At 36.7% G+C, this 25,295-nt stretch carries 20 protein-coding genes; 3 read left to right on the top strand and 17 right to left on the bottom strand.

Annotated features, from left to right (window positions below; translation table 11 throughout):
- Nucleotides 1-35: 35 nt before the first annotated feature.
- The 4 genes from H7U22_RS16760 to H7U22_RS16775 form a co-directional block, all read right to left on the bottom strand.
- Nucleotides 36-1,394, bottom strand: coding sequence for a GumC family protein (locus tag H7U22_RS16760; RefSeq protein WP_187072494.1), 1,359 nt, complete (start codon nucleotides 1,392-1,394; stop codon nucleotides 36-38).
- Nucleotides 1,395-1,397: 3 nt separating this feature from the next.
- A complete protein-coding gene (locus tag H7U22_RS16765; RefSeq protein WP_187072495.1) occupies nucleotides 1,398-2,147 on the bottom strand; it encodes a polysaccharide biosynthesis/export family protein in 750 nt (249 codons plus the stop codon).
- Nucleotides 2,148-2,377: 230 nt separating this feature from the next.
- Nucleotides 2,378-3,796, bottom strand: coding sequence for an exopolysaccharide biosynthesis polyprenyl glycosylphosphotransferase (locus tag H7U22_RS16770; protein ID WP_187072496.1), 1,419 nt, complete (start codon nucleotides 3,794-3,796; stop codon nucleotides 2,378-2,380).
- 175 nt (nucleotides 3,797-3,971) lie between these two features.
- On the bottom strand, nucleotides 3,972-4,616 hold the full coding sequence (locus H7U22_RS16775; RefSeq protein WP_187072497.1) for a response regulator transcription factor: 645 nt from the start codon (nucleotides 4,614-4,616) through the stop codon (nucleotides 3,972-3,974).
- 442 nt (nucleotides 4,617-5,058) lie between these two features.
- On the opposite strand from H7U22_RS16775, the gene H7U22_RS16780 reads away from it, so the two are divergent.
- Nucleotides 5,059-5,364, top strand: a complete 306-nt coding sequence (locus H7U22_RS16780) for a histidine kinase (protein WP_187072498.1) — start codon at nucleotides 5,059-5,061, stop codon at nucleotides 5,362-5,364.
- The gene (locus H7U22_RS16785) at nucleotides 5,337-5,864 is read left to right on the top strand and encodes a sensor histidine kinase (protein ID WP_187072499.1); all 528 of its coding nucleotides are present in this window, start codon (nucleotides 5,337-5,339) and stop codon (nucleotides 5,862-5,864) included. The genes H7U22_RS16780 and H7U22_RS16785 overlap by 28 nt, the downstream gene beginning before the upstream one ends.
- Before the next feature lie 10 nt (nucleotides 5,865-5,874).
- Here H7U22_RS16785 and H7U22_RS23415 read toward each other — a convergent pair whose 3' ends face one another.
- The gene (locus tag H7U22_RS23415; protein ID WP_187072500.1) at nucleotides 5,875-6,438 is read right to left on the bottom strand and encodes a serine acetyltransferase; all 564 of its coding nucleotides are present in this window, start codon (nucleotides 6,436-6,438) and stop codon (nucleotides 5,875-5,877) included.
- Between the two features lie 51 nt (nucleotides 6,439-6,489).
- Nucleotides 6,490-7,617: a DUF1972 domain-containing protein gene (locus H7U22_RS16795; protein WP_187072501.1), complete on the bottom strand. Its 1,128-nt coding sequence runs from the start codon at nucleotides 7,615-7,617 to the stop codon at nucleotides 6,490-6,492.
- A gap of 298 nt (nucleotides 7,618-7,915) precedes the next feature.
- Between H7U22_RS16795 and H7U22_RS16800 the strand changes: the two genes are divergently transcribed.
- Nucleotides 7,916-8,131, top strand: a complete 216-nt coding sequence (locus H7U22_RS16800; protein WP_222621888.1) for a hypothetical protein — start codon at nucleotides 7,916-7,918, stop codon at nucleotides 8,129-8,131.
- Between the two features lie 459 nt (nucleotides 8,132-8,590).
- On the opposite strand, the gene H7U22_RS16805 is transcribed toward H7U22_RS16800, so the two are convergent.
- The 11 genes from H7U22_RS16805 to H7U22_RS16855 form a co-directional block, all read right to left on the bottom strand.
- Nucleotides 8,591-8,824 (bottom strand): hypothetical protein, encoded by a 234-nt coding sequence (locus H7U22_RS16805; RefSeq protein WP_187072503.1) that lies wholly within the window; start codon nucleotides 8,822-8,824, stop codon nucleotides 8,591-8,593.
- 195 nt (nucleotides 8,825-9,019) lie between these two features.
- Nucleotides 9,020-10,189: a mannonate dehydratase gene (gene uxuA, locus H7U22_RS16810; protein ID WP_187072504.1), complete on the bottom strand. Its 1,170-nt coding sequence runs from the start codon at nucleotides 10,187-10,189 to the stop codon at nucleotides 9,020-9,022.
- A 95-nt stretch (nucleotides 10,190-10,284) separates the two neighbouring features.
- The gene (locus H7U22_RS16815) at nucleotides 10,285-11,109 is read right to left on the bottom strand and encodes an SDR family oxidoreductase (protein ID WP_187072505.1); all 825 of its coding nucleotides are present in this window, start codon (nucleotides 11,107-11,109) and stop codon (nucleotides 10,285-10,287) included.
- A 24-nt stretch (nucleotides 11,110-11,133) separates the two neighbouring features.
- Nucleotides 11,134-12,612: a glycoside hydrolase family 30 protein gene (locus H7U22_RS16820; RefSeq protein WP_187072506.1), complete on the bottom strand. Its 1,479-nt coding sequence runs from the start codon at nucleotides 12,610-12,612 to the stop codon at nucleotides 11,134-11,136.
- A gap of 197 nt (nucleotides 12,613-12,809) precedes the next feature.
- Nucleotides 12,810-13,934, bottom strand: a complete 1,125-nt coding sequence (locus H7U22_RS16825) for a glycoside hydrolase family 18 protein (RefSeq protein ID WP_187072507.1) — start codon at nucleotides 13,932-13,934, stop codon at nucleotides 12,810-12,812.
- Nucleotides 13,935-13,937: 3 nt separating this feature from the next.
- Nucleotides 13,938-15,113 carry a glycoside hydrolase family 88 protein gene (locus tag H7U22_RS16830; protein WP_187072508.1) on the bottom strand — a complete coding sequence of 392 codons (1,176 nt, stop codon included), beginning with the start codon at nucleotides 15,111-15,113 and terminating at the stop codon, nucleotides 13,938-13,940.
- A gap of 1 nt (nucleotide 15,114) precedes the next feature.
- Nucleotides 15,115-16,665 carry a hypothetical protein gene (locus H7U22_RS16835; protein WP_187072509.1) on the bottom strand — a complete coding sequence of 517 codons (1,551 nt, stop codon included), beginning with the start codon at nucleotides 16,663-16,665 and terminating at the stop codon, nucleotides 15,115-15,117.
- Nucleotides 16,666-16,670: 5 nt separating this feature from the next.
- Complete coding sequence (locus tag H7U22_RS16840) at nucleotides 16,671-17,864, bottom strand: alginate lyase family protein (RefSeq protein WP_187072510.1); 1,194 nt, start codon at nucleotides 17,862-17,864, stop codon at nucleotides 16,671-16,673.
- 4 nt (nucleotides 17,865-17,868) lie between these two features.
- Nucleotides 17,869-20,331 carry a glycoside hydrolase family 2 TIM barrel-domain containing protein gene (locus H7U22_RS16845; protein WP_187072511.1) on the bottom strand — a complete coding sequence of 821 codons (2,463 nt, stop codon included), beginning with the start codon at nucleotides 20,329-20,331 and terminating at the stop codon, nucleotides 17,869-17,871.
- A gap of 12 nt (nucleotides 20,332-20,343) precedes the next feature.
- Nucleotides 20,344-21,519, bottom strand: a complete 1,176-nt coding sequence (locus tag H7U22_RS16850; RefSeq protein ID WP_187072512.1) for a DUF5009 domain-containing protein — start codon at nucleotides 21,517-21,519, stop codon at nucleotides 20,344-20,346.
- A gap of 17 nt (nucleotides 21,520-21,536) precedes the next feature.
- Nucleotides 21,537-24,185, bottom strand: a complete 2,649-nt coding sequence (locus H7U22_RS16855) for a glycoside hydrolase family 2 TIM barrel-domain containing protein (RefSeq protein ID WP_187072513.1) — start codon at nucleotides 24,183-24,185, stop codon at nucleotides 21,537-21,539.
- Nucleotides 24,186-25,295: the final 1,110 nt, after the last annotated feature.

Here is a 25,295-nt window from a genome sequence, read left to right on the forward strand (position 1 = left end):
AAAAATAGACCCAAATAATGACTATTATTACACAACTAATTCAACATATTTGTCCAATTAATAAGGGGTCGGTACAGCCTTTCTTGAGCAGGCAGGTTTTTAATTGAAGATTCGAACCTTGAATTATACGCTTGCAATTTGTTTCGAGTTCCTGTTACAGATTGTTTAATATTACTTACAATTTCCTTTATTGTTGATTTTGTGGATTTGATTTGCCTATTTATAGGTTCAAAATCGGGGCTTGTTTCTGGGGTGGTGGCAGCTAATTCCTCATACTGTAATTGTAATTTTGATAGTTTATCAATTGAATTGCTAAGTGCAGGCTCATTAATACCATTTGCTGATGGAACTTTCTCGGCATTTGAAGCAGAATTAACATAATTGTCTATTCCTTTTATAACATCAAGCTGAACATTAGCATCATTTAGCTTAGCATCATTTGCCTGAAGATTTTCAAGACTCACTTTAGATTGTAAACTAATTTCGGTTAAACCACGACTACTTTTAAACCCTTCAATATTTTTTTCAGTCCGACCAAGTTCTCCAGAAAGTGAAGCAATCTTTTGATCTAGGAAGCTAATTGTATTCTCAACATTTTTATTTTTATCCTTGCTAGTCTCAAGGTTATAATTAACAATTAATGAATTTAATATATCCTTCCCACGTTGTGGAACTTGATCTGTAATTGTTAATACAACTGCTGTAGACAATTTATTAGACAAACTTGCGTCGATTAGTTTTTGATATCCAAGCGCTAAATTTTCATAACCCGCCAAACCAATTTGCAGAGATTGACCATAAAATTTATCTAAATTTTCTGTGGTAACGAGTTTCCATGACCCGAAACTATTTTTATAAATTTTATTAAAAGAAAAAGTTTTATACTGGCCACTTGGCATTAATAAATCAAATTTATCCTTACTTTTTATAATAATATTAAGTTTTTGATTATCTAATTCTTCATCCTGTTTTACCAGCAAAAGCTTAACTGGACTTTTATCATAGAGGTCGATTTTCTTTAAACCATCTTTTTTTTGATAATTTACCCAAAGATTTAAATCTTTAACAACTTGGGTAATTAGCTTTCTAGATTTAAGAATTTCTATCTCGTTTTCAATAATCTTGGAAGAATTAATTAAATCTATTTCATGTAAAGCAGATGAATTTGGCTCTTGAGTTTTTTTACCGTCTTTAATAATTATAGAAGCTTTAATTTCATAAATCGGGAGCATTTTTGAAGCATAAAAATATGCTAAAGGCATAAAGATCAATACAGCTAACAAAAATAGAGGCCAATGGTATATATATATTTTTATTACGCCAGTTACATCAGATTCCTGTTTGTTCTTTTCAGGAATGGTAAAAGTGGTTATTTGTCCTTGAATGGTGTTCATAGATTACCTAAACAAATTTGATAGAACAATTGCAATAATAGAAAGCCCAGATAAAACTAGGGTTGTTGTTTTGTAACCTGTATCTACTGTAGAATATTTAGTTTTATCTGGTTGAACGTAGATTTCATCATTGTTTTTGAGATAGTAATATGGGGAATTAAAGATTTCCCTTTTTGTTAAATCAATTGGAATAAAATTCCGCTTACCATTCTCTTCTCTAATTAAAACTATATTACGAACAGCTGTTATATTTAAATCGCCTGCTAAGGTTAATGCCTGAGTTATGGTTAACCTTTCATCTTTTATAGCATAGGTATCAGGTTTTAATACATCACCATAAATAGAAATTTTGAAATTAAGAACGCGAACATTAACAACAGGGTCTTTATAAAATGTTAGCAGTAACTGACTCATTTTACCTTGAAGCTGTGAGGTGGTTAAGCCCTCAACCTTTAAGGTACCAATTAATGGCAACTGTAAATCTCCTTTTTCATCAACGGTATAACCAGAAACCGTACTTTGGTTATCTTTCGAACTGTAATTAAATACAGCCGATGATTCAGGTGTGCGGCTACTTACGTTTATACCAATAACATCGCCAGTATGGATAGTGAACGGAGTATAGTTATTAACTACTTCTTGTGTAATTGAGGAACGACTTAAATCCTGATAGTAAGGGATTTTTTTATAAGACCCACAAGCGCTTAACATTACGCCAGAAAGTAAGATTAAAAAGAAATAATTTTTATTCATGAGATGACGACAAAAGGGAAAATTTTGTGACCTTAATACAGTTACGAAGTTGCTGTATATTGTGTTTTAAAGCAATAGCCCCATAGGGCTATCAAAATTAAGAGCGTTAAAAAAGGATAAGGAATAATACTTTTCTCTGCTTAATAAAACTCTTTAGTATTAAATAATTTATAATGAATAAATTATTCTCGATTCTAATAAATCATGAATAAAGCAAAAATTAAATAAAATTAAAAAGCATTTTCCTCTCCTTGAACTGCATTGGCCACCGTTTTATAAATAATTATGATATCCTGAAACAGAGACCAGTTTTCCATATACCAAATATCGTGTTTTACACGGCCCAGCATCTGAGCATGGTGTTTGGTTTCGCCTCTAAATCCATTTATCTGCGCCCAGCCTGTAATGCCAGGTTTAAGGAAATGGCGAACCATGTATTGATCGATTAAACTGCTATACTCTTCGGTATGTTTGAGCATGTGCGGACGTGGACCAACTACACTCATATTGCCAAAGAGCACGTTAAAAAACTGAGGCAATTCATCTATACTGGTCTTTCGCATAAAAGCACCGATTTTGGTAATTCTAGGATCATTTCTGGAGGCCTGAAGATTGTTGCTGTCCTTATTCATGTTCATACTCCGGAACTTATAACAGTAAAAAGGCCTATTTTTTTTACCTGATCTAAGCTGTAAGAATAAGGCGTCTCCTTTCGATTCTAATTTGATCAAAAGCGTCATTAATGGTAAAAACCAAGAAAGCAAAAAGACTATAACAAAAAGACTAAAAACAATATCGAACAACCTTTTAACAATCCGATTTCCAATAGAACTGAGCGGCTCTCGGCGATTGACCAAAATTGGAATACCATCGTAAAAGTTGTTAAACGTATAACTAGAATCGATAAAGGCTTCTTCTTCCCTTTTGTACTGCATAAAAGAAGTAATGTATTTAACCCTAACGCAATTTTTCTCCGCGAGGTTTAACACACCAGCCAGATCTTGGCATTGCTCTGGAAACTGTGTAGTATATACCTCATCTAAATTATTTTCTATTGCAAACTTTACTGTATCCTTTAATTTATTTATTTTCTTACTGTTCTTTTCATCAATTACTTCGGTATTGTAATCGGTGAAGGAACCTGCCAAATTGAAGGACAGTTTATTCTTTAAAAAGTAACTTTCTAATCGATTGGCTAAATCTTGATTGCCAATTATGGCAATTTTCTTTTTATAGAGATTTAGTTTTGGATTAAGTTTTTCTGAAAAGAATGTAACCAAACGAACAGTGGAGATTCCAATAAACTGCAATCCTAATATATAAAAAGTACTGCTGTTAAAAAAATCCAAATCATCTACATAAAAGAGCGTAATGAAAAGTAGAAGAATCTGAATTAAAAAAGTATAGGCTGATTTTTTAAACAAGGCTTCAACAGACTGAACATTGGCCTGGCTGTAGGTTTGATTTACAAGGGCTGAACAGAGCCATGTTAAATTTAGAAAAATAAGCAACAATGAACTTACATTCCCGGTAAGCATGCGGTTACTTAGAATACCTGAACCATAAATTAATCCGAATGAGCAGTTCAATGCAATTGCATCAAAAATGATCAGCAATGTGATTAAAATAAATATTTGACGACTTTCCATAAGCAATAACAGGTTAAATGTTTCTGATTAAATAATCATTTACTTTTTAATTTATACCATGCAGATTTACCCAAACCTATATTTGGCTAAAGTGCTGTTTGTTAGTACTTAAATCAATAGCCCAATAGGGCCATTTTGTTTCGTTGGGACGAAATAGAATTTTACAAAGTTGATTTTAAGAAGCGTGTGCTTGCAAGTTGTAGTTGCTAAATTTGTTAATAGCTTCTACTTTATTTTGAACATGCAAGCGTTTGTATATATTTTTACAATGGTTTTTCACCGTATTTGGACTGATGCTTAATCGATCTGAAATTTCCTTATAAAGTAAACCTTGGCTTAATAATGATAGTACTTCCAATTCTCTAGAGCTTAATCCAAAGGTATTATTATCGGTTGTTTTCGTTTTATAAAGTAAATTTATTACTTGCCTAGCAATATAAGGGCTCATTGGGGAACCACCGTTATGCAATTCTACTATGGCATTTTGGATTTCACTTTCAGTGGAACCTTTTACAATATAACCAGATGCACCTGCTTTTAGGGCATTGAAAATATTCTCATCGTTTTGATAACCTGAACACATTAGAAACTGTGTATTGGCTAAAAATGGTTTCACTTTCTGGATAAGCTCAATGCCAGATTTTAGCTTGAGCTTGATGTCTACAATTGCAATATCAGGCGCATTAAATGGTAATTCTTGCATGGCTTCTTCAGCACAAGAATACACACCAGAGATTTTTAGGAAACTGCTTTCTTCAATTACCTTTACGAGCGATTGGCGATAAAAGTCGTGGTCTTCGACAATAGAGATGGAGATCATTAATGAGATAATTTAGTAGGGATGAAATTTTACAATATATTATAAATAAATACGACTAGAATTTCAAAAATATCTTCTTTTCTAGGCTATTTTAAAATATTTACTGATTTTTGAGTGTTTCCAGCAACAAAAAATGTGATAACTAAAAATATTATCAAAAACACAAATAATTTGTAGGATCAATTATGCCTTTTTTTATATTTTACTAATTTAGCGGTAATTAATTATCAAAAGAAATTAAAATTAGTCCTATTAAATCATTCTTTTAGTAAATTTTCGACCTCAAATAGTAAATATGACGCCCTACATCCCATTTTTTTTATCCGACTATAAAATAATCCTATTTCAAATTCAAATTAATAGTATTAATACTACGTGCAAAACAGTGTCTCTCTTATTTATCAGTTTGACAAATATCAACGTTTTGTCCTTTTCTAAAATCATGATGAATGTCAATATTTTAGAAAATTGGTTGGTAGAACTTTGTGCATTTTCAGCTCTAATATTATTGTTAGCCTACATTACGATTCGAAATTATGCGATAAAAAATCAGTCAAAATCTAAATACGGTGAGCAACAGCGGTTTATAAGACTAGAAAGACAAAGGATAAGCAGTGAAATACACGATGAAGTAGGTGCTGGAATTTCTGCCATAAAATTATACGCTGAGCTTGCGAGAAAAAAAAGGGACGATGTAGAAGAAATTAAACAGATTAGTTTATGGTTAATGAACTTGCCATTAAAATAAATGAGGTAGTTTGGAGCACAAATGCCGAAAGTGACAACTTGGAAAGTCTACTTTATTATATTGAAGAACAGACCAGAAAGCAATTTGAATATTCAACAATTTCTTTTGAAGCCTCTATCCCCCAAGACATTCCAGATTTTGTTGTGAGCAGTCAAAGTAGGCGAAACTGCTATCTTATCGTTAAGGAAATTGCGCACAATACCCTGAAACATTCTAAGGGAAATAAAGTAAAACTAAAAATTGCCGTGCAGGATGGTTGCATAATATTTACGATAAAGGATAACGGAATTGGCTTTGATCCAAGCGCAACCAAAATAAACAGCATGGGGTTGGCCAATGTTAAACTTAGAATTGAAAAACTTAATGGAAATTTGGTTATAGAGAACTATAAGGGAACTGTAATTTCAATCAGCATTCCATTAGAAGATAATATAATGCCTGGTTTTAAGCCCATTGCCAATAAGTGGAAATTTTGGAATAAGACAGCAGTATTAAATTGAGATAATTATATTATACAATCTCTTTATTTGTGGCTTTTGAAATGCTGGGATAACCATAAACTTTTTTAATTAAGCGTGCTGGATTGCCAACCATTACGGAATTTGGTGGTACATCTTTAGTTACCACTGCACCTGCCCCAATGATTACATTATCGCCAATTTGTATGTCGCCAAGTATAGTTACGTTGGCGCCAATATCTACATTGTTGCCAATTTTAGGTGATAAACTTGAGGTTCCATCTGCTAATTTCTTGTTTCCAATGGTAGTTAAATGCCTGATGGTGCAGTTCTCGCCTAATTCCGAATCTCCGTAAACAACTGAACTGTGCCCATGCTCTAACTTTAATCCACTACCCATTTTGATGCCCCAATGAAGCTGTATGTTTAAAAACCATTCGACAAATACCTTATAAAATAGGAGATACCAAAACAGTAAAACCACATATATTTTTTTACTGTGGGCAAATGTGGCCAATCGAAAAAATACCATAACCATTCTAGATTTATAGCTTTCACTATTTACTGTCCAATCTTGAAATATTCCATATCGCATTTTACTTTTGTAGGTTTCCATTTTTTTACACAATAGGTTTTGGCCAGAATAATATATTTGGTTAAAGAATTACTAAAGAACAATACTATGATGAGCGACAAATTCTTTTTTAATGATTTCATAAAAGTAGCGCTCGTATCGCTCTCCTATTTTAGCCCATGAATAATCGTTTCTTATTTTGAAGTTGTTGTTATCCAAATAGTAATTATAAACCTGACTTTCCTTGCCCGGCCCCATCATTTGCGCCGCCACATCATCTGCAGTATGGAAATACATGGCATCATCACCAGCGATATATTTATTGAACTTATTGTAATTTGCTGAAATAAGGCTTCCACAAGCCATTGCCTCTAATAAGAGTGGGTTTGTACCACCCAATGAGTGTCCATGAAAATATAGGTTTGAATAATACCTTAAATTATTTAGTCCTTTACCATCGTAAATTCCTCCAAGAAATTTAATATTTAAATGCTTTTTAAATTTGTTCTTTAAATATTTACCATTGCTGATTAAATGATTTCCCACAATCAAAAAATCTCGGTTGGTTTTAGCTTTGACCACTCCAGCTAAGATCATTTCTAAATTATTTTCAGGCTCCAAATTCCCGATAAACAAGTCATACTTATATTTTGAAACATGAAAGTCTTTTAAAACCCGCTCATCAGGATCATTGAAAATGTTAGCCCCATATGGGATGTATTCGGAGGTTTTATTAAATTTTTCTTCTAGATATTGTTGGATTCCCAATGAATCTGAAATTAAATGGTGGCAATTATCTACCGCCCATTTTTCTGCCAATACAATTAATTGCCTTAGAATTCTTCCATATTTTGGTCGCTTCCATTCTAAACCGCCCATATTGGTTACCAAATTTAAATTTTTCGGGATTGTAAAACCCCATATCGGACTACTCCTGTAACCCAGCTGTAAGGCGATATCGCAATTTTGTTTTTTTAAATCTTTAATGCACCTATAATCATATACAAATCTTCCGAAGGTACTAAGCTTAAATTCTGGATCGTGTATGTGAACAATCTTAACGCCATTCCATTCTGTTCGTTGATTGAAATGGTTGTGAGAATTATAAACAATTACTTCATGCCCTCTTTTTACCAAGCTCAGCGCAATATGCTCTGCGCATTTTTCAAAACCGCCGTATTGACTTGGAATCCCTCTTGTTCCTAAAATTGCTATGCGCATGAAAATTTTTTGGATCTATCTGTTTGTTTAGGCTTTATAATGGCACATAAAAACTTATTTGATTGATTTTTAGGACCATCACTAAATTATTAACAACGGAATAGCTGTGCAATAGCCCTTAAAGACTATGTTTTAGGGAATTACGAAGTGATTGGTTTAATTAGCAAAAACCTATGTAGGGCACAAGCGGATGCTTGCGCCAGATGGGGGCCAGATGGGTTCAGATCTATTTTATCTGTAATAATTAGAATAGTTTTTTTTACGGCTCATTGCCGCCGGGGCTAGTCCTTTTTCCTTGATGAAAAAGATACCAAAAAATCAAGGCTTGCACCTGATGCGGGATAGGCTCGCCGAAATTTCAACAGCGGTATTTCAAGGCCCCGGCGATTTATGGAAACTGACTGGTTCCGAGCATTTGAAATCCCTTGGACAATTGGTTTTGAAAGGATCTGCAAAAATTTCAACGGCCTCTCCTGCCATCATTTGCTATGCCGGAATAACGTTATGGCAATAGCATAACTCAATAATGATTGTAATGCAAACAGAAAACAGGAACTAATGACTAAACAAAACTTGCCCAATCCGGCTTAATATTGCTCTAGCGCAAGCGTCCGCTTGTGTTAAATAGAACTATGTAGGGCACAAGCGGATGCTTGCGCCAGATGGGGGCCATCATTTGCTATGCCGGAATAGCGTTGTGGCGATAGCATAATTCAATAATGATTGTAATGCAGACAAAAAACAGGAACTAATGACTAAACAAGACTTACCCAATCCGGCCTAATGCTGCTCTAGCGCAAGCGTCCGCTTGTGTTAAAATAGAACTACGGAGGGCACAAGCGGATGCTTGCGCCAGATGGGTGCAAGCGTTAATAAAAATAAACCTCGTAGGTTTTAAAAACCTACGAGGTTTGAATATTATGAATCTAGAATAGAGAGAGGAAGTTCGCAATAGTTAGGAAAGGGCGCTTAACTAAGCATCTTCGCCGTTCCAAACATCATCATCGGCGTGTTTTATTTCATCGTGGCTTCCAGAAACCGATCGAAATTCTTCATGATGATAGTTTCTTTCTGGGTTTTCAGGCAGGACATCATCATGATCCAAAGGCATTTTACGCAAATGCTCAGGCTTTTTAACCTCTGGTAAATCATCGTGTACAACAGATGGTTTAAGGATTTTTTTCTGAGGGATGTTGCTGTTTTCCATATTCAAAGCTAAACAAATTTTAAGCCAGTTTAATTCGAAAATATTAAAAATGAAATAAAGTTATTTTAGATAATCTACCGAATCCAAAGCGCTTAAAATATTCCGAGCTCACTATTATCAAAATTCTATCTTCGATTAAAAACAAAAGGCCTGCTTCTTAAGAGAAACAGACCTTTTAAAACGGCCTAAATGCAACTAATAATTTCCGGTAACCCCTACTTCCAAACCTCTTAATTCTGCCAAGCCTCTTAATCTGCCTATGGCCGAATAACCGGGATTGCTTTGTTTGGCTAAATCATCCAACATCTGGTGGCCATGATCTGGACGAAATGGAATTGATTTATCTCTTAAAGCATTTTCTTCTGAGATTGCTTTCATAATTTCATACATATTTACGTCGCCACCCAAATGATCGGCTTCATAAAAACTGCCATCTTCATCTTTGGTTACGTTGCGTAAATGCGCAAAATACACACGATCTTTAACGGCGTCAAAAATCTCCAAGGCATTATTTTTCCTTCCTGCACCCAAAGATCCTGTACAGAAACAAACGCCATTAAATTCTTGGTTTACTTCATTTATAATGTATTTGAAATCTTCAAGCGTACTCGCAATTCTAGGTAAACCCAAAATTGGATATGGTGGATCATCTGGATGAATCGTCATTTTGATGCCCTCCTCAGTACAAACATCAGCAATTGAAGAGAGGAAATGTTTCAAATTTTCCTTTAATCCCTGCGTACCAATCACTTTATATTCGTTAATGCTGTTGCGAAGGGTTTCCAACTCAATTTCCTTTTCATTTGGAATGCCCATTAAAACATTAATCCTCAAATCATCCAGTTCCTGTGCTGTTAATTTCGAATATTTATCAATTGCTCTTTGCAAAATGGATTGCGAATAATCCTTTTCTGCATCTTCCCTCTTTAGGATATATAGATCGAAAATGGCCAAATCTATCCAATTGAAATATAAGGCTTTAGAACCATCGCTCATTTCCAAATCCAGCTGGGTACGTGTCCAATCTAAAACGGGCATAAAATTATAGCAAACAATCTTGATTCCGCATTGCGCTAAATTGCGGAGCGAAGTTTTATAATTCTCGATATAAAGATCTGCATCCGCTCTACGGGTTTTAATAGCTTCGTGAACTGGAACACTCTCAACCACCGACCATGTTAAACCTGATGCTTCGATAATTGCTTTTCTTTCTTGGATATCTGCCAATGGCCAAACTTCACCATGTGGAATATGATGCAATGCTGTTACAATTCCTGTTGCACCAGCTTGTTTCACATCTTGTAAAGAAACCGGATCATTTGGTCCGTACCAGCGCCAAGTTTGTTCTAATTTTTTGTACTTCATTTTCTAATTGGGATTACACCTTCAATCCGGATTGCTCTTTCTTAAAAGTGTTTAAGATTTTATGATTTTCAGTTTATTATGTTCTTTTAAAAGCTTTAAACTCCCGAGAAGGCACTGAAGCCACCATCTACTTTAACGTTTTCGCCATTTACAAATTTGGAGGCATCGCTTAGCAAATAAATAAGCGCACCGATTAATTCTTCTGGATTACCGAAGCGTTTAAACGGTGTTTTCGAAATAATAGCTTGTCCGCGACTGGTTAAAGAACCATCTTCATTGGTAAGTAAAGCCCTATTTTGATTGGTTATAAAGAAACCAGGAACAATGGCATTCATCCTTATTTTATCTTCATAACGATTGGCTAGCTCTACAGCCATCCATTTTGTATAACTATCTATCGATGCTTTAGCAAGCGAATAACCTAAAACTCTTGTAAGTGCCTGCGTTGCCGAAACCGAAGAAATATTTACAATGCTTCCTCCATGTTTGGCAATCTCTTTACCAAAAATTTGGGTGGGCATAATTGTACCGAAAAGGTTAAGATCGAAAGCCTGTTTAAGTGCAGATACATTTAAATCGAATACATCATTACCCGGTTGAACAACTGCCTCTGCAACGTTACCACCTGCAGCGTTTACCAATGCATCTATCTTTCCAAATTCATTTAGAATTGTATTTTTCGCATCGATTAAGTTTTGTTCATCCAATACATCCGCAATAATATAAATCGATTTGCAACCTGCATTTCTTGCTTCTTCTACCCTTTGTTTGGCCACATCTTCATTTCGGCCAATTACAACAATTGTTGCACCAGCACTGCATAGTCCATTTACAAAAGCCTCTCCTAAAACACCTGTAGCGCCGGTTACGACTACAACTTTGTCTTTTAAGGAAAATAGGCTTTCTACTTCTTTTATCATCTGATTTTTAATTTGAGCGTTTATTTATTCTACTACCAATGTGGTGATGGAGTGCGGTAAACTTGTTGTTGTTGCCGCCTGTCCTTTAATCCACAAGCTATATTTTAATTTATCATCAGATTGATTCATCACTACAACGGCTAATTTTCCATCGGTGTTTAAGAAAGCTGTTGCCTGCAATTTATCACGGCTAGATGCCGAACCAATTCTTTTAGCACCCGGACGAATGAATTTTGAGAAATGGCCCATATAATAGTAAGCATTGGTATAAATCAATTTATCGTTTTTGGTATCGGCATGTACTGGTGCAAAACAGAAATTTCCAACATGGTTTGGTCCACCTTTTTCATCTAAAAGAATGTTCCAGTCTGTCCAAGCCGCGGTTCCGCTATTAAAATCGTTAATCATTGAATAACCATAACGCTCGCCCAATGTCCAATCGTCCAATTTATTTACATCGTATTTTTCTTTACAGCCTTCAGTAAAAATTAAGGCTTTATCCGGATAAGCATCATGCGTTTGGCGAACATTACCAAATTGCATTTCACTTCCTGTCCACGTTTCGTACCAGTGGAAACCAATGCCCCAAACATATTTAGCGGCATCTTTGTCATTTAAAATTGTGCTTGCTCTTTGGAAAATCTGATCGCGATTATGATCCCAAGCAATTAGTTTCTTAGAAGCTAAACCTTGTTTTTGTAAAGTTGGACCTAAGAAATTTTTAATAAAATCGCGTTCTTCTTCTGCTGTAAATACGCAAGATTCCCACTTCTGTTTCGCCATTGGTTCATTTTGAACGCTTAAGCCCCAGATTGGAATGCCCATTGCTTCGTAAGTTTTAATAAATTTAACATAGTGATTTGCCCAACTCTGGCGAAATGCAGGCAATAAATGACCGCCCTGAATTAAGCTGTTGTTATCTTTCATCCATGCTGGTGGCGACCATGGGCTTACGAAAAGTGGTAATTTTCCACCGGCAGCAGCAATGGCCTGTTTAATTAAAGGAATTTTAAATTCTTCATCGTGCGCTACGCTGAAGGTTTTCAATTCTTTATCGTTATCCTGAACGTAGGTGTAACTTCCGCTAGAGAAATCGCAACTGGCAATGTTTGTACGAGCCAAAGTGTAGCCAATTCCCTTATCAGGACTATAATAAGCTGTTAATAATTCTTGTTGATTTTTTTTTGAAAGTTTAGCAAACGTTTCTGCAGATGCATCTGTTAAAGCTCCACCAATTCCAACCATGGTTTGATATTTTATTGTTGGATCGATAAAAATACATGGCTCTGTTTCAAAGGGTTGCTTGTTCTCGGTAAAACTTATAGTTTCGATTTTGCTGATGCGATAATCTGTTTTTTCGGCGGTGGTGTAAACCGTTACTTTCTTGTTGCCAACGGTGTAAGCCGGAACTGTTTTTGCTACAGGCTTAGTCGCTTTTTTAGTTTGGGCAGACACACCGAATGCTGTTGCCAAAAGTAAAAGAATACTGAGATTTTGTTTCATTTTGTTTTGCTCTATTAGGGTTATTATTGTGTTTTGGAAGCCCAAAAAATGGCATTCCTAAACAATGTTTTATAGGCCGAATTTCCGAATAAATCGGGCGAATGACCCATAAAAATGTAAATATTTCGTCCTTTTATTTTTTTTTCAATCAACATTCATGGAACAGGTACCTATAACCCATTCAGCTAGAGGTGCTTTTACTTTAAAGTTTTATTAATCTGGTTTAACAAATAGCCATTTAAATCAGAATCGTATTCCCAAAACATTACACCGCCCATTTTATTTTTAATTACATATTCGCACTTTTTCTGAACAGATTTTTCGTCATCATAAGTCATGTATTCTCGGGTAGTGGGATTAAAAATATAAGATGCTTTCGCTTCCTTATCGTGATAAGCTTTAAAGCCTTTTTGGTTAATTAAACTGTCTTTAATAAAAGTATAACCCTTTCCGTATCTGCTACTCAAAACGGAATCACCTAAACCTTTTATGGAGTTTCCTTTTAAGATAAAAGAACGACTATAAAAAGCAATTCCCATAACCAACTTATTTGCCGGAACACCTGCGGATAAAAACTCTTTAAAAGTTTTATCGGCGTAATTTTCTGCTGGATGTTTTTTAGAATTATAGAGGTTGGTATGGTGACCTGCAAAATCTCCGTTATAAAAATCGTAAGTCATTAGGTTTACAAAATCGAGATATTTTTGCGCTTGAGCCATTTCGGTATGGCGAATAAAATTGGTAAAGCCTCCAACGGCAACCGTTAACAGTTTCTTTGTTTTATGATTTTGTTCTAAACTATCTAACTCCAAACGCAACTCTTTTAGCATTAGGGTAAAATTCTGCTTGTCTTCCGGTCGGTAAATATTTCCCTCTTCGCCAGAAATTGCCGGATATTCCCAATCGATATCTACCCCATCCAAATTAAATTTCTCGATAATGGCTACTGCGCTTTGGGCAAAAGCTTTCCTAGAGGTATCGGAAAGTGCGGCATCAGAAAAATTCTCGCTCCAAGACCAACCCCCAATAGAAATTAGAATTTTCAAATTTGGATTAATCTGCTTTAGCTTGTTTAAATTTTGAAGATTTAACGTATCTGTTGCTTCGCGATTTAAGAAAGCCCGATTATTTTTTACGTTTACAAAGGCATAATTAATGTGTGTAAGTTTCTCTGCCGCAATTTTAGAAACATCAACCAAACCCTTATAGCCACCAACATAGCCAATAACGACTTTAGTTTTAGGCAGATTTTCTGAGCGAAGTGCCATTAATGCAATTGCGCTAAAAAATCCAAATAGGAATAAACGTTTGACAGTCTTCATATTTTATTTTTTGCTTCTTAACAAAGCCTCTAAATAGTAGTAATCAGCGTAATTAATGGGCACATCTATTTCCGATTTCGCTGGGCGATGACCAGTACTGTGCTCTAAAATGAAACCATAATTGGCACCTGGTTTACTTGCATATTTTGTGCTTAAAGAAACCAAAATCTTATCGGCAGCCATTTTATATTTTTTCGCATCAGCTTTGCTATATTTTGCCAATTCGTAAAGTGCAGATGCTGTGATGGCGGCCGCAGAAGCATCTCTTGATACATTTGGAATCTGCGGATCGTTATAATCCCAATAAGGAATCCCATCTGCTGGCGTAATTTTACTACTTAAAATGAAGTTTGCAATTCCGTTTGCCTGTTTCAAATAATTTTGATCTTTGGTTTCTCTAAAACACATGGTGTAGCCATAAAGCGCCCAAGCTTGCCCTCTCGCCCAAGCCGATTCGTTGGCGTAACCTTGTGCCGTTAGCTTCTGCAAAACCTTACCCGTTTCGGTATCATAATCAATTACATGGTAAGAACTAAAATCTGGGCGGAAGTGATTTTTCATGGTAGTATTGGCATGAGTTACCGCAATTTTATAGAATGATGAATCGCCTGTTAACTTGGTTACTTCGAAAAGCAATTCAAGATTCATCATGTTATCAATAATTACCGGGTATTTCCATTTATTGCCGTTATGATCCCAAGATTTTAAAACGCCTGCTTTCGCATTAAACCTTGTGGAAAGCGATTTTGCAGCCTGAATGATTACCGAGCGGTAAGCGGTATCTTTTGTTAATTTATAACCGTTGCCGAAAGGACAATAAATCATAAAGCCCAAATCATGTGTACCCTTATTAAACTGCTCTTTTTTAATGTCTTCTGTATATTTTTTAGCCAGGTTTAACCACTTCTTATCTTTAGTATATTCATAGAAATACCAAAGCTCGGCCGGGAAAAACCCACTCGTCCAATCTTTTGAGATCACCATTTTAAACTCACCCTTTTCTACCGTTCGCGGTGAAACCAACAAAGGCTTTACCAACCGAGCCGAGTCTACATTTTTAATGAGTACATCGGTTTGTTTTTCTGCCGACGCAAATGCTTTTGCAACATCTACTTTTTGTGCCTTTACTAAACTGAAAGACAATAGCATTAAGGCGGATAACTTAATTTTTAAATTCATATTAATTTTTGCTTTCTTCTACCTGTTTTAAATATAATGATGGAGGTTTTAGTCCCTCCTTATTCTGATTTTCCCAAATGCCAATTGGCCGACCTTTTAAGCGACCTTCCGTCTTTTCTGCTTTAACACCAATGGCGTAATTTACCCCACTTACGTAAGGATTTTGAACCGTAACTTTTAGTGCAGTGCAATTCCAAAGCACTTGGTTTACACCCGACCAACCATGCCCTGTTCCCCAATTGCCACGATCTTGAATATTGATTTCTCCATCTGTGGTGATGTTATCATACAAAGTACCCATCGCCCAACGGTGGTGTGGACCAATATCAGCTTTTGCATTTTCAGATTTGCAGTTGTAAAATACATTTGGGCCACAAACCTTGGCGCCCGTTACATAATCGTGCCTACCTTCTGATGCATAGCAGTTTATAAATAAATTTAACTGACCGTCATTATTAAAAGAATATCTTCTACCACCGATAATCTGAGATTTCGGTGCTAGGCATTTACTATCCTTAACAGTAATCTGCTTACTATCGTGCGAGAGATTTACGCATGAATATCCAAAATACCTACTGGTAACACCACTTATCCAACTGTTTTCAATTTTATTGAAAGCGATTGCATCCCAGCCATGTTCTTCGTCGGTATCGCCATTATATTCTGATTCCAATAGCAAGTTTTCAATTCCAATTTCCGCTATTCTACCCTCAAAAGTGCATTTGTAAATCTCTCCACCGCCATATTGATCTTCCAGAGCCATTACAATTGGGTTATCAATCGTAATCTGACTCCCATTTATAGCAGTTATGGTTCGTTCGAATTCGAAATTATAATCTTCTGGTGTCCATTGGATTGTTCCTGTTCCGGGTTCAATCTGATCCATTTTTAAATCGTGAATCCAATTGGCGGTTGCCGGACGATATACTACAATCTTATCTCCAATTGATAATCCTTTTGTTGAGGAAAGATGAAAGGATTTGGCTCCAACAGGCACATAGTGATTTGCTATTTTAACTCTTGTATTTGGAATTTCGGCAAGCTTTCCTTCGCCAGAAGCTACAATTGTTTTCCTTTTACCGACTCCGGTTGCTATGAGTTTGGTTTCTTCGCCTTCGCCACGAAGCACGATTCCACTTGCAGATATTTTTAGGCTTCCTGGGATTTTATAGCTTCCCTTTTTTAATAAAATTGCGCCTCGAATACCATTTGCTTCTGGTTGTTTTTTGGCCAGCTCATTTATGGCTTCTTGAATTTTAGCTTCGTCGTTATCGCCTGTGGCGGATAAAGTAGCCACAACCTGAACCTGAGGAATAGCTTTAGTATTTTGATGATAGCCAACATGGCTAAAATCAGGAATGGTGTTTCCTTTTTGATCAGCGATGTATTGCAAATGCCCATCATTTTTAATTTTGATGAATTTGGATTCCCATTCTTGAGCAGAGGATATTTGCGCACTGAAACCTAAAATTAGCAGAATACAAACCATTATTCTACACGGATTGGTGAGATTTCCAAACTTATCGCAATAACGAATTATTGATTTTAACATATTCACTATAACCAGATTAAAGGGTTGCGTACTGGAAGATTACGAATAACTTCTTCTACTTTGGGTTTGTGATTTAACTTTTCCCAAGTGGTAAACCAATCGTTTTGCTGATATTGAACAGCACCAAAAAGCAAGAATGGCTGTGCAACAGGCCAGTTTTCCCAATACATTACATCGGGTTGCAAAGTCCATTTACTTTTATCGGCAATGAAAGGATATAAATAAGCAATTCCTTTTTTAATTGATTTTCCGTCGGCTGTTTCGAAATTCCACAGATTATCTTTCGGTGTAGAGAGGATTTGACAAAGCATGGTCATTGCATCTAAATTAAAGATAGCATAACCGTATGGTTTTGTTCTGGCCATTTCCAAAGGGAAACTGCCATCTACCGCCATTTGGCTTGGCAACAAAATTGTTTTATAGCTGGCACGCAAAGAATCGAGCATGTTTTCATCTTTACAAAGCTTAGCAAAAGAGGCTACCTGCATTGCCCAACAGGTTGCATGGTTGTTCTTTACAGTTTTCTCTTGAATGCCGGGTTTACTGGTATTTAACCAAAGGATGTAATCGGCAAACCATTTTTTTACGCCCTTTGCGGTTTCTTGATCAAACGCTTTTGCTTTCTCCATTACCAAAGCGCCTTGTGCAACTTCCATGAAGTGAATGGTATCAATAATCCCGTAATTGCGTCCAGTAAATTTTCCCTTTACGGCCTGTGCAAAAAGAAGATTTGGATTCATAATGGTTTCAGCATTTACAAACCATGCTCTTAAATGCTTTACCGCCTGTTTTACATATTTCTCATCGCCTGTAATTTTGTAAGCCGAAGCCAATGCGCCAATTACTTTACTGAAACGAACCATCGCCTTGCGGTGTTCTAAAAAGTTATCTGGATTGGTTAAGCCATCGCGGTTGATATATGGTCCATCGGGATTTTTTGGATCAGGCCAAAAGTAATCTGCTTCTGAAAAGAAATCGTGCTTCCCACCTGCACTTCTGGGTGAAGAGGATGCGGTTACCGTAATCGGAGTCTGTTGCATAGCCCATGAAGCATCTTGTAAGATCTGTTTTTTCAACAGTGCTTCTGCCTGAGCTTTCATACTAACAGGCTGAATTTCTTTGATGGTTTTAAATTTAGAAAAACCGGTTCCAATGAAATAGAATAGCGTTAATAAGAGAATAGGGATGATTCTTTTCATAATATTATAATTCGGTAAATACAGTTTTTAATCCTTCAGAAAGCACAGAAACTACACTTGTACCTTTATTTAATTTCACTTTAATAATTGCTCGGCCATTATAAGCCTGCACTTTTCTTGATCCTGACGAAGTTCCTTGATTATCAATTAGTTTACCATCGCCAGTTAAACCAAAATTTATCCAGTTAATGGCATCCAAACAAAGTACGTTTTTATCATCATAAAGCTTTACTTCTACAGTGGCAGTATCATCTTGCTGATCAATTTTTTTCAAAACCAACTTAGTTGGCTTGCCCCATTTTTCCGTTTGATAAATAAATTTGATTTCATCGGTTACGGTTTCTTTTCCTTTTCTGGCAATTACTTTTACCGTGTTTTCGCCCTTTACAAATGGAAGGTTCCAGCGTAAACCAGCAGAAGGATAATCCTGACTATTTCTTTTCTTCGAACCGAAACTTTTACCATTTAAGAAAATTTCGGCATCGCTACAGTTTGAATATACTTTTACCATTTTTTCTTCACCTTCATCACCCCAACGCACTGGCCAAGTATGTCCATAAATGTGTGCCATTGGTTTTTCTGTCCAATAAGATTGAAAAACATAATAGGCCTCCTTTTTGGTGAGATCTCTTTCTACAACACCTTTCTGGTTCATATATGGAACCGGATTATCGGGACGAATGGCTGTAGAGAAATCTTTAAATGGCCAATAGGCAGTTCCACTGAGCCAAGGCATATTTTCTTGTTCTTTTAAATGCCAATCGATTAAATTTGTAATGTAAGATTCGCTCCAATCGCCATCTTTAGAAATTCTGGCTGCGCCACCATATAGCGAAGCATCACCAGCACGCTCATCGGCGCTTCCACCTGTTTTAATTTTGCTCAATGCTTTATCAGGATTTTCAGAATGACGGAGCGCATGACTATCGCCACCCCATTCTACATGAATAAAGCGCTTAACTTTTGCAAATTCTTCTTCTGTAGCTTTTTTATAATCGGTATAAGCACCACGATACCATCCCGCCCAAATAGATGGCGAATACACATCTACAATGTCGCTACAGAAATCACATCGCCTAATGGCAGTATAACGAGAAGCATCGAGCTTATGCGATAAATCGTTCAATTCTTTCATAAACGTTCTGATTTTTTCTTTATCGAACTCTGGAAAATCTCCAGGCCAATCGTTCTCATTGCCTAAACCCCAAATTATAATACTCGGGTGGTTGTAATGTTGCTCAATCATATTGTTGAGCATTCTGCGAGCTTGTTGTTTATAAATTTCGCCTCCCAAACCACCACGGCACCACGGAATTTCCTCCCAAACGAGAATGCCCAAACTATCGCAAAGGTTCAAGACAATCCTAGATTGCTGGTAATGACCCAAACGGATGAAATTAACACCCATATCTTTCATCATCTGCATTTCCTGGCGGATCATCGGCTCCGTCATTGCAGAACCTACGCCAGCATGATCTTCATGACGATGCGTTCCACGTAAAAGCAAACGCTTACCGTTTAAATTAAATGGGCCTTTTTCTACAAAATCTATATTTCTAAAACCAACTTTCTCTTCGCCTTTAAAATTTCCTGCTGAGGAAATAATTTCATATTGTAGTGTATATTGGAGGGGTTTATCGGTAGACCAGAGCTGAGGTTTTTTCAATTCAAAACTCCATAAATCCAAATCGCCAGATAATCCATTTAGTTTCTTTTCTGATTTCGATACCAATTTTCCATTAGGATCGATCAGCTTTAATAGAGCTGAAGCATCGTTTATCCCTTTGGGATTATAAAAACGAGCTTTCACATTTAACTTACCAAGCTTCCCTTGTGCATCTACTTCGGCTTTGGCAAACATTTTATCAACAGCAAGGCCTAGTGTGTAAACCAAATTTAAGTAGCGATAAATTCCTCCATAAACGTTAAAATCGGATAAATCAGAAGGAATCATTTCTAAATCCCTCGTGTTATCGGTACGGATTGAAACCGGAACTTTACCCTTGAATTGTTTTTTGTAAATCTCAGTTTTTTGAAATTCTGCAACGGCATCAGTAATATCGACCGTCCACTCATCATAGCCCCCAACATGAGCACCTACTTTCGTGGTGTAAACATAAACCTCCGTTTTTTGTCCGGCGCCTTCAAAATGCAAAATGGTTCTGCCTGTTTTATAGGGATTATCGAGCACCAGTTGAGTGCGATACCAAGCTGGGCCCTGATAATAATTTACATCAGGATCTACGGCATCCAAAGCATTAACACAATGCGGGAGTGTAACATTTTGCCAAACTGGAACAGCCTCAGGGTTGCCCACTCCAACCGGGCGAACGGCTTCCCAAATTCCACCTAAATCTTGCCTTAAAAATTCCCAGCTACTATTTAGGCGAGTAGATTGTTGCGCAAACAATAACTTACTTGTACACAGTAGGGTTAATAAAATTATATATCTAGTTTTCTTTAACATAAATTAATATTCTTAAACCTTTAAACGAAGGCTTCTTTTCTCTAAAAGGGATACCAAAAAAATTACCAAAAACGCCATTAAAAACGACCTGATTATGCCCCCAATTCCATTGCTTAAAAAATGAGGAAAGTGAAAATGAATCAATCCGAAAATGGAGTACAATAAATAAGGAACTAGGTAACAAGTTAGCGTACTTGTTCCCGCAGGCTTAATGGCTTTAAACCAGTTGTTTTTTCCTTTAAAATCGACCGCAAAAATGAGCAGTTCGAAAACCAAAATGGTTATGCCCATACAAATAAATACCCAAGCTGGTGTGGCATATATTTTCGAAATTCCGCCAGAATAAGGGCGAATAAACATACCGAATGCAATGGAGATTAATCCAATTAAGGCCAATTGAATCCAAAAATCCCTATAAGCTTCGTTTTTAACAAAACGCGTATAAAGTAAAGAAATCAAAATTCCACCCATCATTAGCGTAATGGAAGATGCATCGCCAATTACCCATAAATGCATGTGCAATAGATCCATATGACTACTGTTATTGATGCCAGCAAAGATTAGAAATGCGAAGGTTAAAATTAATAAGTTCCCTTTACTGAGTAGGTAAACAAATGCAGATACCAAATAAGCCCAGCCGATAATGCCTAAAATGCCCCACCAATGCGGTTTTAATCCTTCAGGATTTTCTGTACTGCCTCCTTTATACAATAACGCTAAAACAGCGAGCAGTGCAATTCCACTAATAACGAAAACATTCTTTTTGGCTTTCGAAAGTGTTTGCGGATAATCGAGCCAAATCAAAAAGAAGGAAATGGTGATGAGAATGGTATAAATCGAGTAAGGCAATATCGCCGTTTCGCCATTATAGTTTTCTAAATTTACGTGAAAAAAGCCCATTGCAATAAGCGCCAAAGCCCTTAACAAAATATAGCCTGCTATGGAAAGAAAGGATTTTCCTTTTGCCATTCTACTTTGAATGGCAAATGGTAAAGACAAACCCACGATGAATAAAAATGCGGGAAAAATTAAATCAGAAAAGCCCATTCCATCTACTTCCGCTTTGGTGTGCTCTATCCATTCGGGAATGTGGTGCACGCCTGCAACATCGTTTACAAAGATCATCAAGAACATGGTTATTGCTCTTAATACATCAACTGATAAAATACGTGCAGGGAGTTTTTTCATTGGTGATTTGTAAATTCTTAGTAGATTTTTCTTAATTGAATTGCATTTAAAACCGGTTTTCCTTCGATGGCATTAAAATCTATAACGATGCCTTTTCCATTTTGAACGGTTATTGTAGTTTTCTTTTTCACGGCAGTGGTATAGCCATAATCTGTTGCGATGTTGAGTTTGCTCATAAAAGGAGCTCCGTTTATTGCCACATCAAAAATGCGCTGTTCTACCACTTCCTTTTTGTGGTTATTATCTAAATTATAAGCAAGTGCCTCTTTAGTTTCGCCACCAACAAGCTCGGCAAAAAGTAGCGAAAGTTCATATTCTCCATCTGGAACATCGAATTTAAACTGCTTAATTCCAACTTGTTGCGTTTGGTAAACAGGATCATTGTTAGTGCCTAAAATATTTTTGTCGCTTCCGTAAGTGATGCGGTTATTTGTACCCTTAAATGGTTCGCCACCAATCCAGCCCCAACTTCCGGCTCTATAAGGTTGATCGGGAATCCAAAGTTGATGCTCTTTTTCATCAATATAAAAACGTTTCGAGCCCAAAAGCACATTCACATCTTTAAACTTAATTTGATCTGCAAAGCGATATGGCTGAAGCTGAAAGTTCAAATCCGTTTGATCAGTATGATCACCAGAAACAGCTCTTAATTGGTTTTTTCCATCTACAAAAGGAACGTTCCATTGACAAATGTGATCTACAGCATCTTTAACACCCAAACTTTTACCATTAAGAAATAACTCTACAGATTTTAAATTTGTAGCGACCTGAAGCGGTTGCGTACAGGTTGATGATGCAGAATCTGCAATGCCGGCTCTATCTTTCCATTGGTCTGAAGTAATTTTTAGATAAGGTTTGCTCGCCAAATAGGCTTGGTAGAGAAAATAAGTATCCTTTGGCTCACGACCAATGGTTAACAAACCTTTATTATTGATGTGAGGCATAGTTTCTTCACGCGTTTCGGAATTAAAATCGGCTAAATTCCAAGCCATTCCGCCACTTACAAAAGGTCTGCTTAACATCGCATTTAAATAAACCTGATTAAACTGAATGGCATATTCTATACTTTTATCAAATCGAACAGGCAAAAATGATCGAATGCGAGGATCGGCATCTGCACCATATTCGGTGACCAACATTGGCTTATCAGCCAGTTCTTTATGGTGGCGATCTAAAAACCTAGCGAAATCTGCAGGCACTCCAGAATACCATCCAGAATATAAATTCCAGCCCACAATCATCGGAATTTTAGTTAAACCTACTCGGTTGTAAATATCAAAAGCACCATGATTAACCAATAAAGTATATCTAGATGGATCTTCTTTTCTGGTTAAATCATCTAGTTTTTGAGCAAGCTCACGGATGTGATCATAATAAATCTGTTGACGTGGCTTATCGGTGGTAAACTTAGGACGAAGCAAAATTTCGTTCATATAAGCCCAGATGATGATGCTTGGATGGTTGAAGTTCTGTTTAATCATTTCGGTTTGCATGTTTAAACAGTTTGCCGTGAATGCCTCAGATTCGGTTATGGTATTTACAACCGGAATTTCTACAGAAGCCAAAATGCCCAAACGATCGCAGGCCTCTAAAATTAAAGGATCTTGTGGATAATGGGCCACACGTAAAAAATTGCCACCCATGTTTTTCAGCAATTCTATGTCGCGGGTTTGAAGCGCATCAGGCGTAGCATTACCCAAATTTTCGTAATCTTGGTGACGGCTTGCCCCGATTAATTTGAGCGGTTTTCCATTTAAAAAGAAACCTTGATCTGAATCAAACTTAAACCATCTAAAACCAAGTGGGTTAGAAACCTGATCAATTGTAGCTTTCGTTTTAGCATCGATAATTTTGGTTACAACCCGATATAAATAAGGGTTTTCTGGCGACCACAGTTCAGGCTTCTGAATCGATTTAAGATCCTGAACAACAATCATATTACCTCTTCCTAAATTAACAGCGACTGTTTGATTTGCTACTTTATTTCCTTTAGCATCGTATATTGTAGTTAAAACCTGTACTTTTTTAGCAACGTCTGAAGTATTATCAATAGAACATTTAATCTGCACACTTGCTGTAGAAGCTGAAACCTGAGGCGTAGTGATAAAGATGCCCGAACTTCCGTTTTCCTTTTGAGAAAAGTGCACTGGATCTGTAATCAACAAAGTAACGTTACGGTAGATTCCGCCAAAAAAAGTAAAGTCGGCGGTTAAAGGCGGAATATCTTCATTAAAGCGATTATTAGCCCTTACTTCAACTACATCATCTTTATAATTTAAATATTGCGTAATCGGAACTATAAAGTGCGTATAACTCCCAATGTGCTTACCCGCAGATTTTCCGTTTACCAATACTTCAGCCTCTTGTGCAACACCATTAAAAACCAAAAAAACGGCTTTTCCTTTTGCTGTTTCATCTAGCTTAAGCTTGCGTTTGTAAATGCCCAATCCACGATAATAGCTTGCTACATCGTCCAAAACGTCTTTATCATTCCAGGTATGCGGAATATTTACTTTTTCTGTGGCTCCGTTTTCTTTTTGAAATTCCCATTGATCGTTCAGACTTATCGTTTTCCGACCAGCATCTTGACCGTAGGTGTTCATCATCCAAAAGGATGCAAAGAAGAGTAGTAATGTTGATCTTAATACTAGGTTTGATTTTAACATTTTAATATTTTTTTTGATCCGTTTAGCCACAAATCGAGGCGGTTAATATTGTTGAAACTTTTAATACCGTGTTAAATATTATGCTGAATAATTTGGAAAGCAATAACAGTGCTTTTCGGTTTCTTCAGTCCCGCTATTCCTCCAAGCACAATGAAAAATTGTGGCTTTCCGTACTATCGGGTTTAGCGAAATTAGCTTATGCTTCGATTCTTCGTTTTGCATTACGATTCCCGACTGCTCTAATTCCTCCCCCTGCCCCCTCCAGAGGGGGATAGCAAGGTGGCCATCACCAGTGCACTATATCTAATTGCCCATTTGTATTTACTATATTTTCTTATATGTCTATGGTGAAATTATTTAAAACCTCCCCCTGCCCCCTCCAGAGGGGGATAGCAGGGTGGCTATCACCAGCGCACTATATCCAAGTGCCAGTTTGTACTTACTATATTTTCTTATATGTCTATATGGTGAAATTATTTAAAACTGCCCCCTCCAGAGGGGGATAGCAGGTTGATTATCATCAGTGCACTATATCCAAGTGCCAGTTTGTACTTACTATATTTTCTTATATGTCTATATGGTGAAATTATTTAAAACCTCCCCCTGCCCCCCTCCAGAGGGGGATAGCAGGGTGGCCATCACCAGTGCACTATATCCAAGTGCCCGTTTGTACTTACTATATTTTCTTATATGTCTATATGGTGAAATTATTTAAAACCTCCCCCCGCACCCTCCAGAGAGGGATAGCAGAATGGCCATCACCAGCGCACTATATCCAGGTGCCCTTTTGTACTTACTATATTGTCTTATACGTCTATATGGTAATTCTTTAAAACCTCCCCCTGCCCCCTCCAGAGGGGGATAGCAGGGTGGCTATCACCAGCGCACTATATCAAGGTGCTCGTTTGTAATTACTATATTTTCTTGCATTTCTTAAAACCTCCCCCTGCCCCCTCCAAAGGGGGATAGCATGGTGGCTATCACTAGTGCACTATATTCGAGTGCCGGTTTGTAATTACTATATTTTCTTATATGTCTATATGGTGAAATTATTTAAAACCTCCCCCTGCCCCCTCCAGAGGGGGATAGCAGGGTGGTTATCACCAGTGC

The sequence above is a fragment of the Pedobacter fastidiosus genome, from assembly GCF_014306625.1.
Classification (GTDB): domain Bacteria; phylum Bacteroidota; class Bacteroidia; order Sphingobacteriales; family Sphingobacteriaceae; genus Pedobacter; species Pedobacter fastidiosus.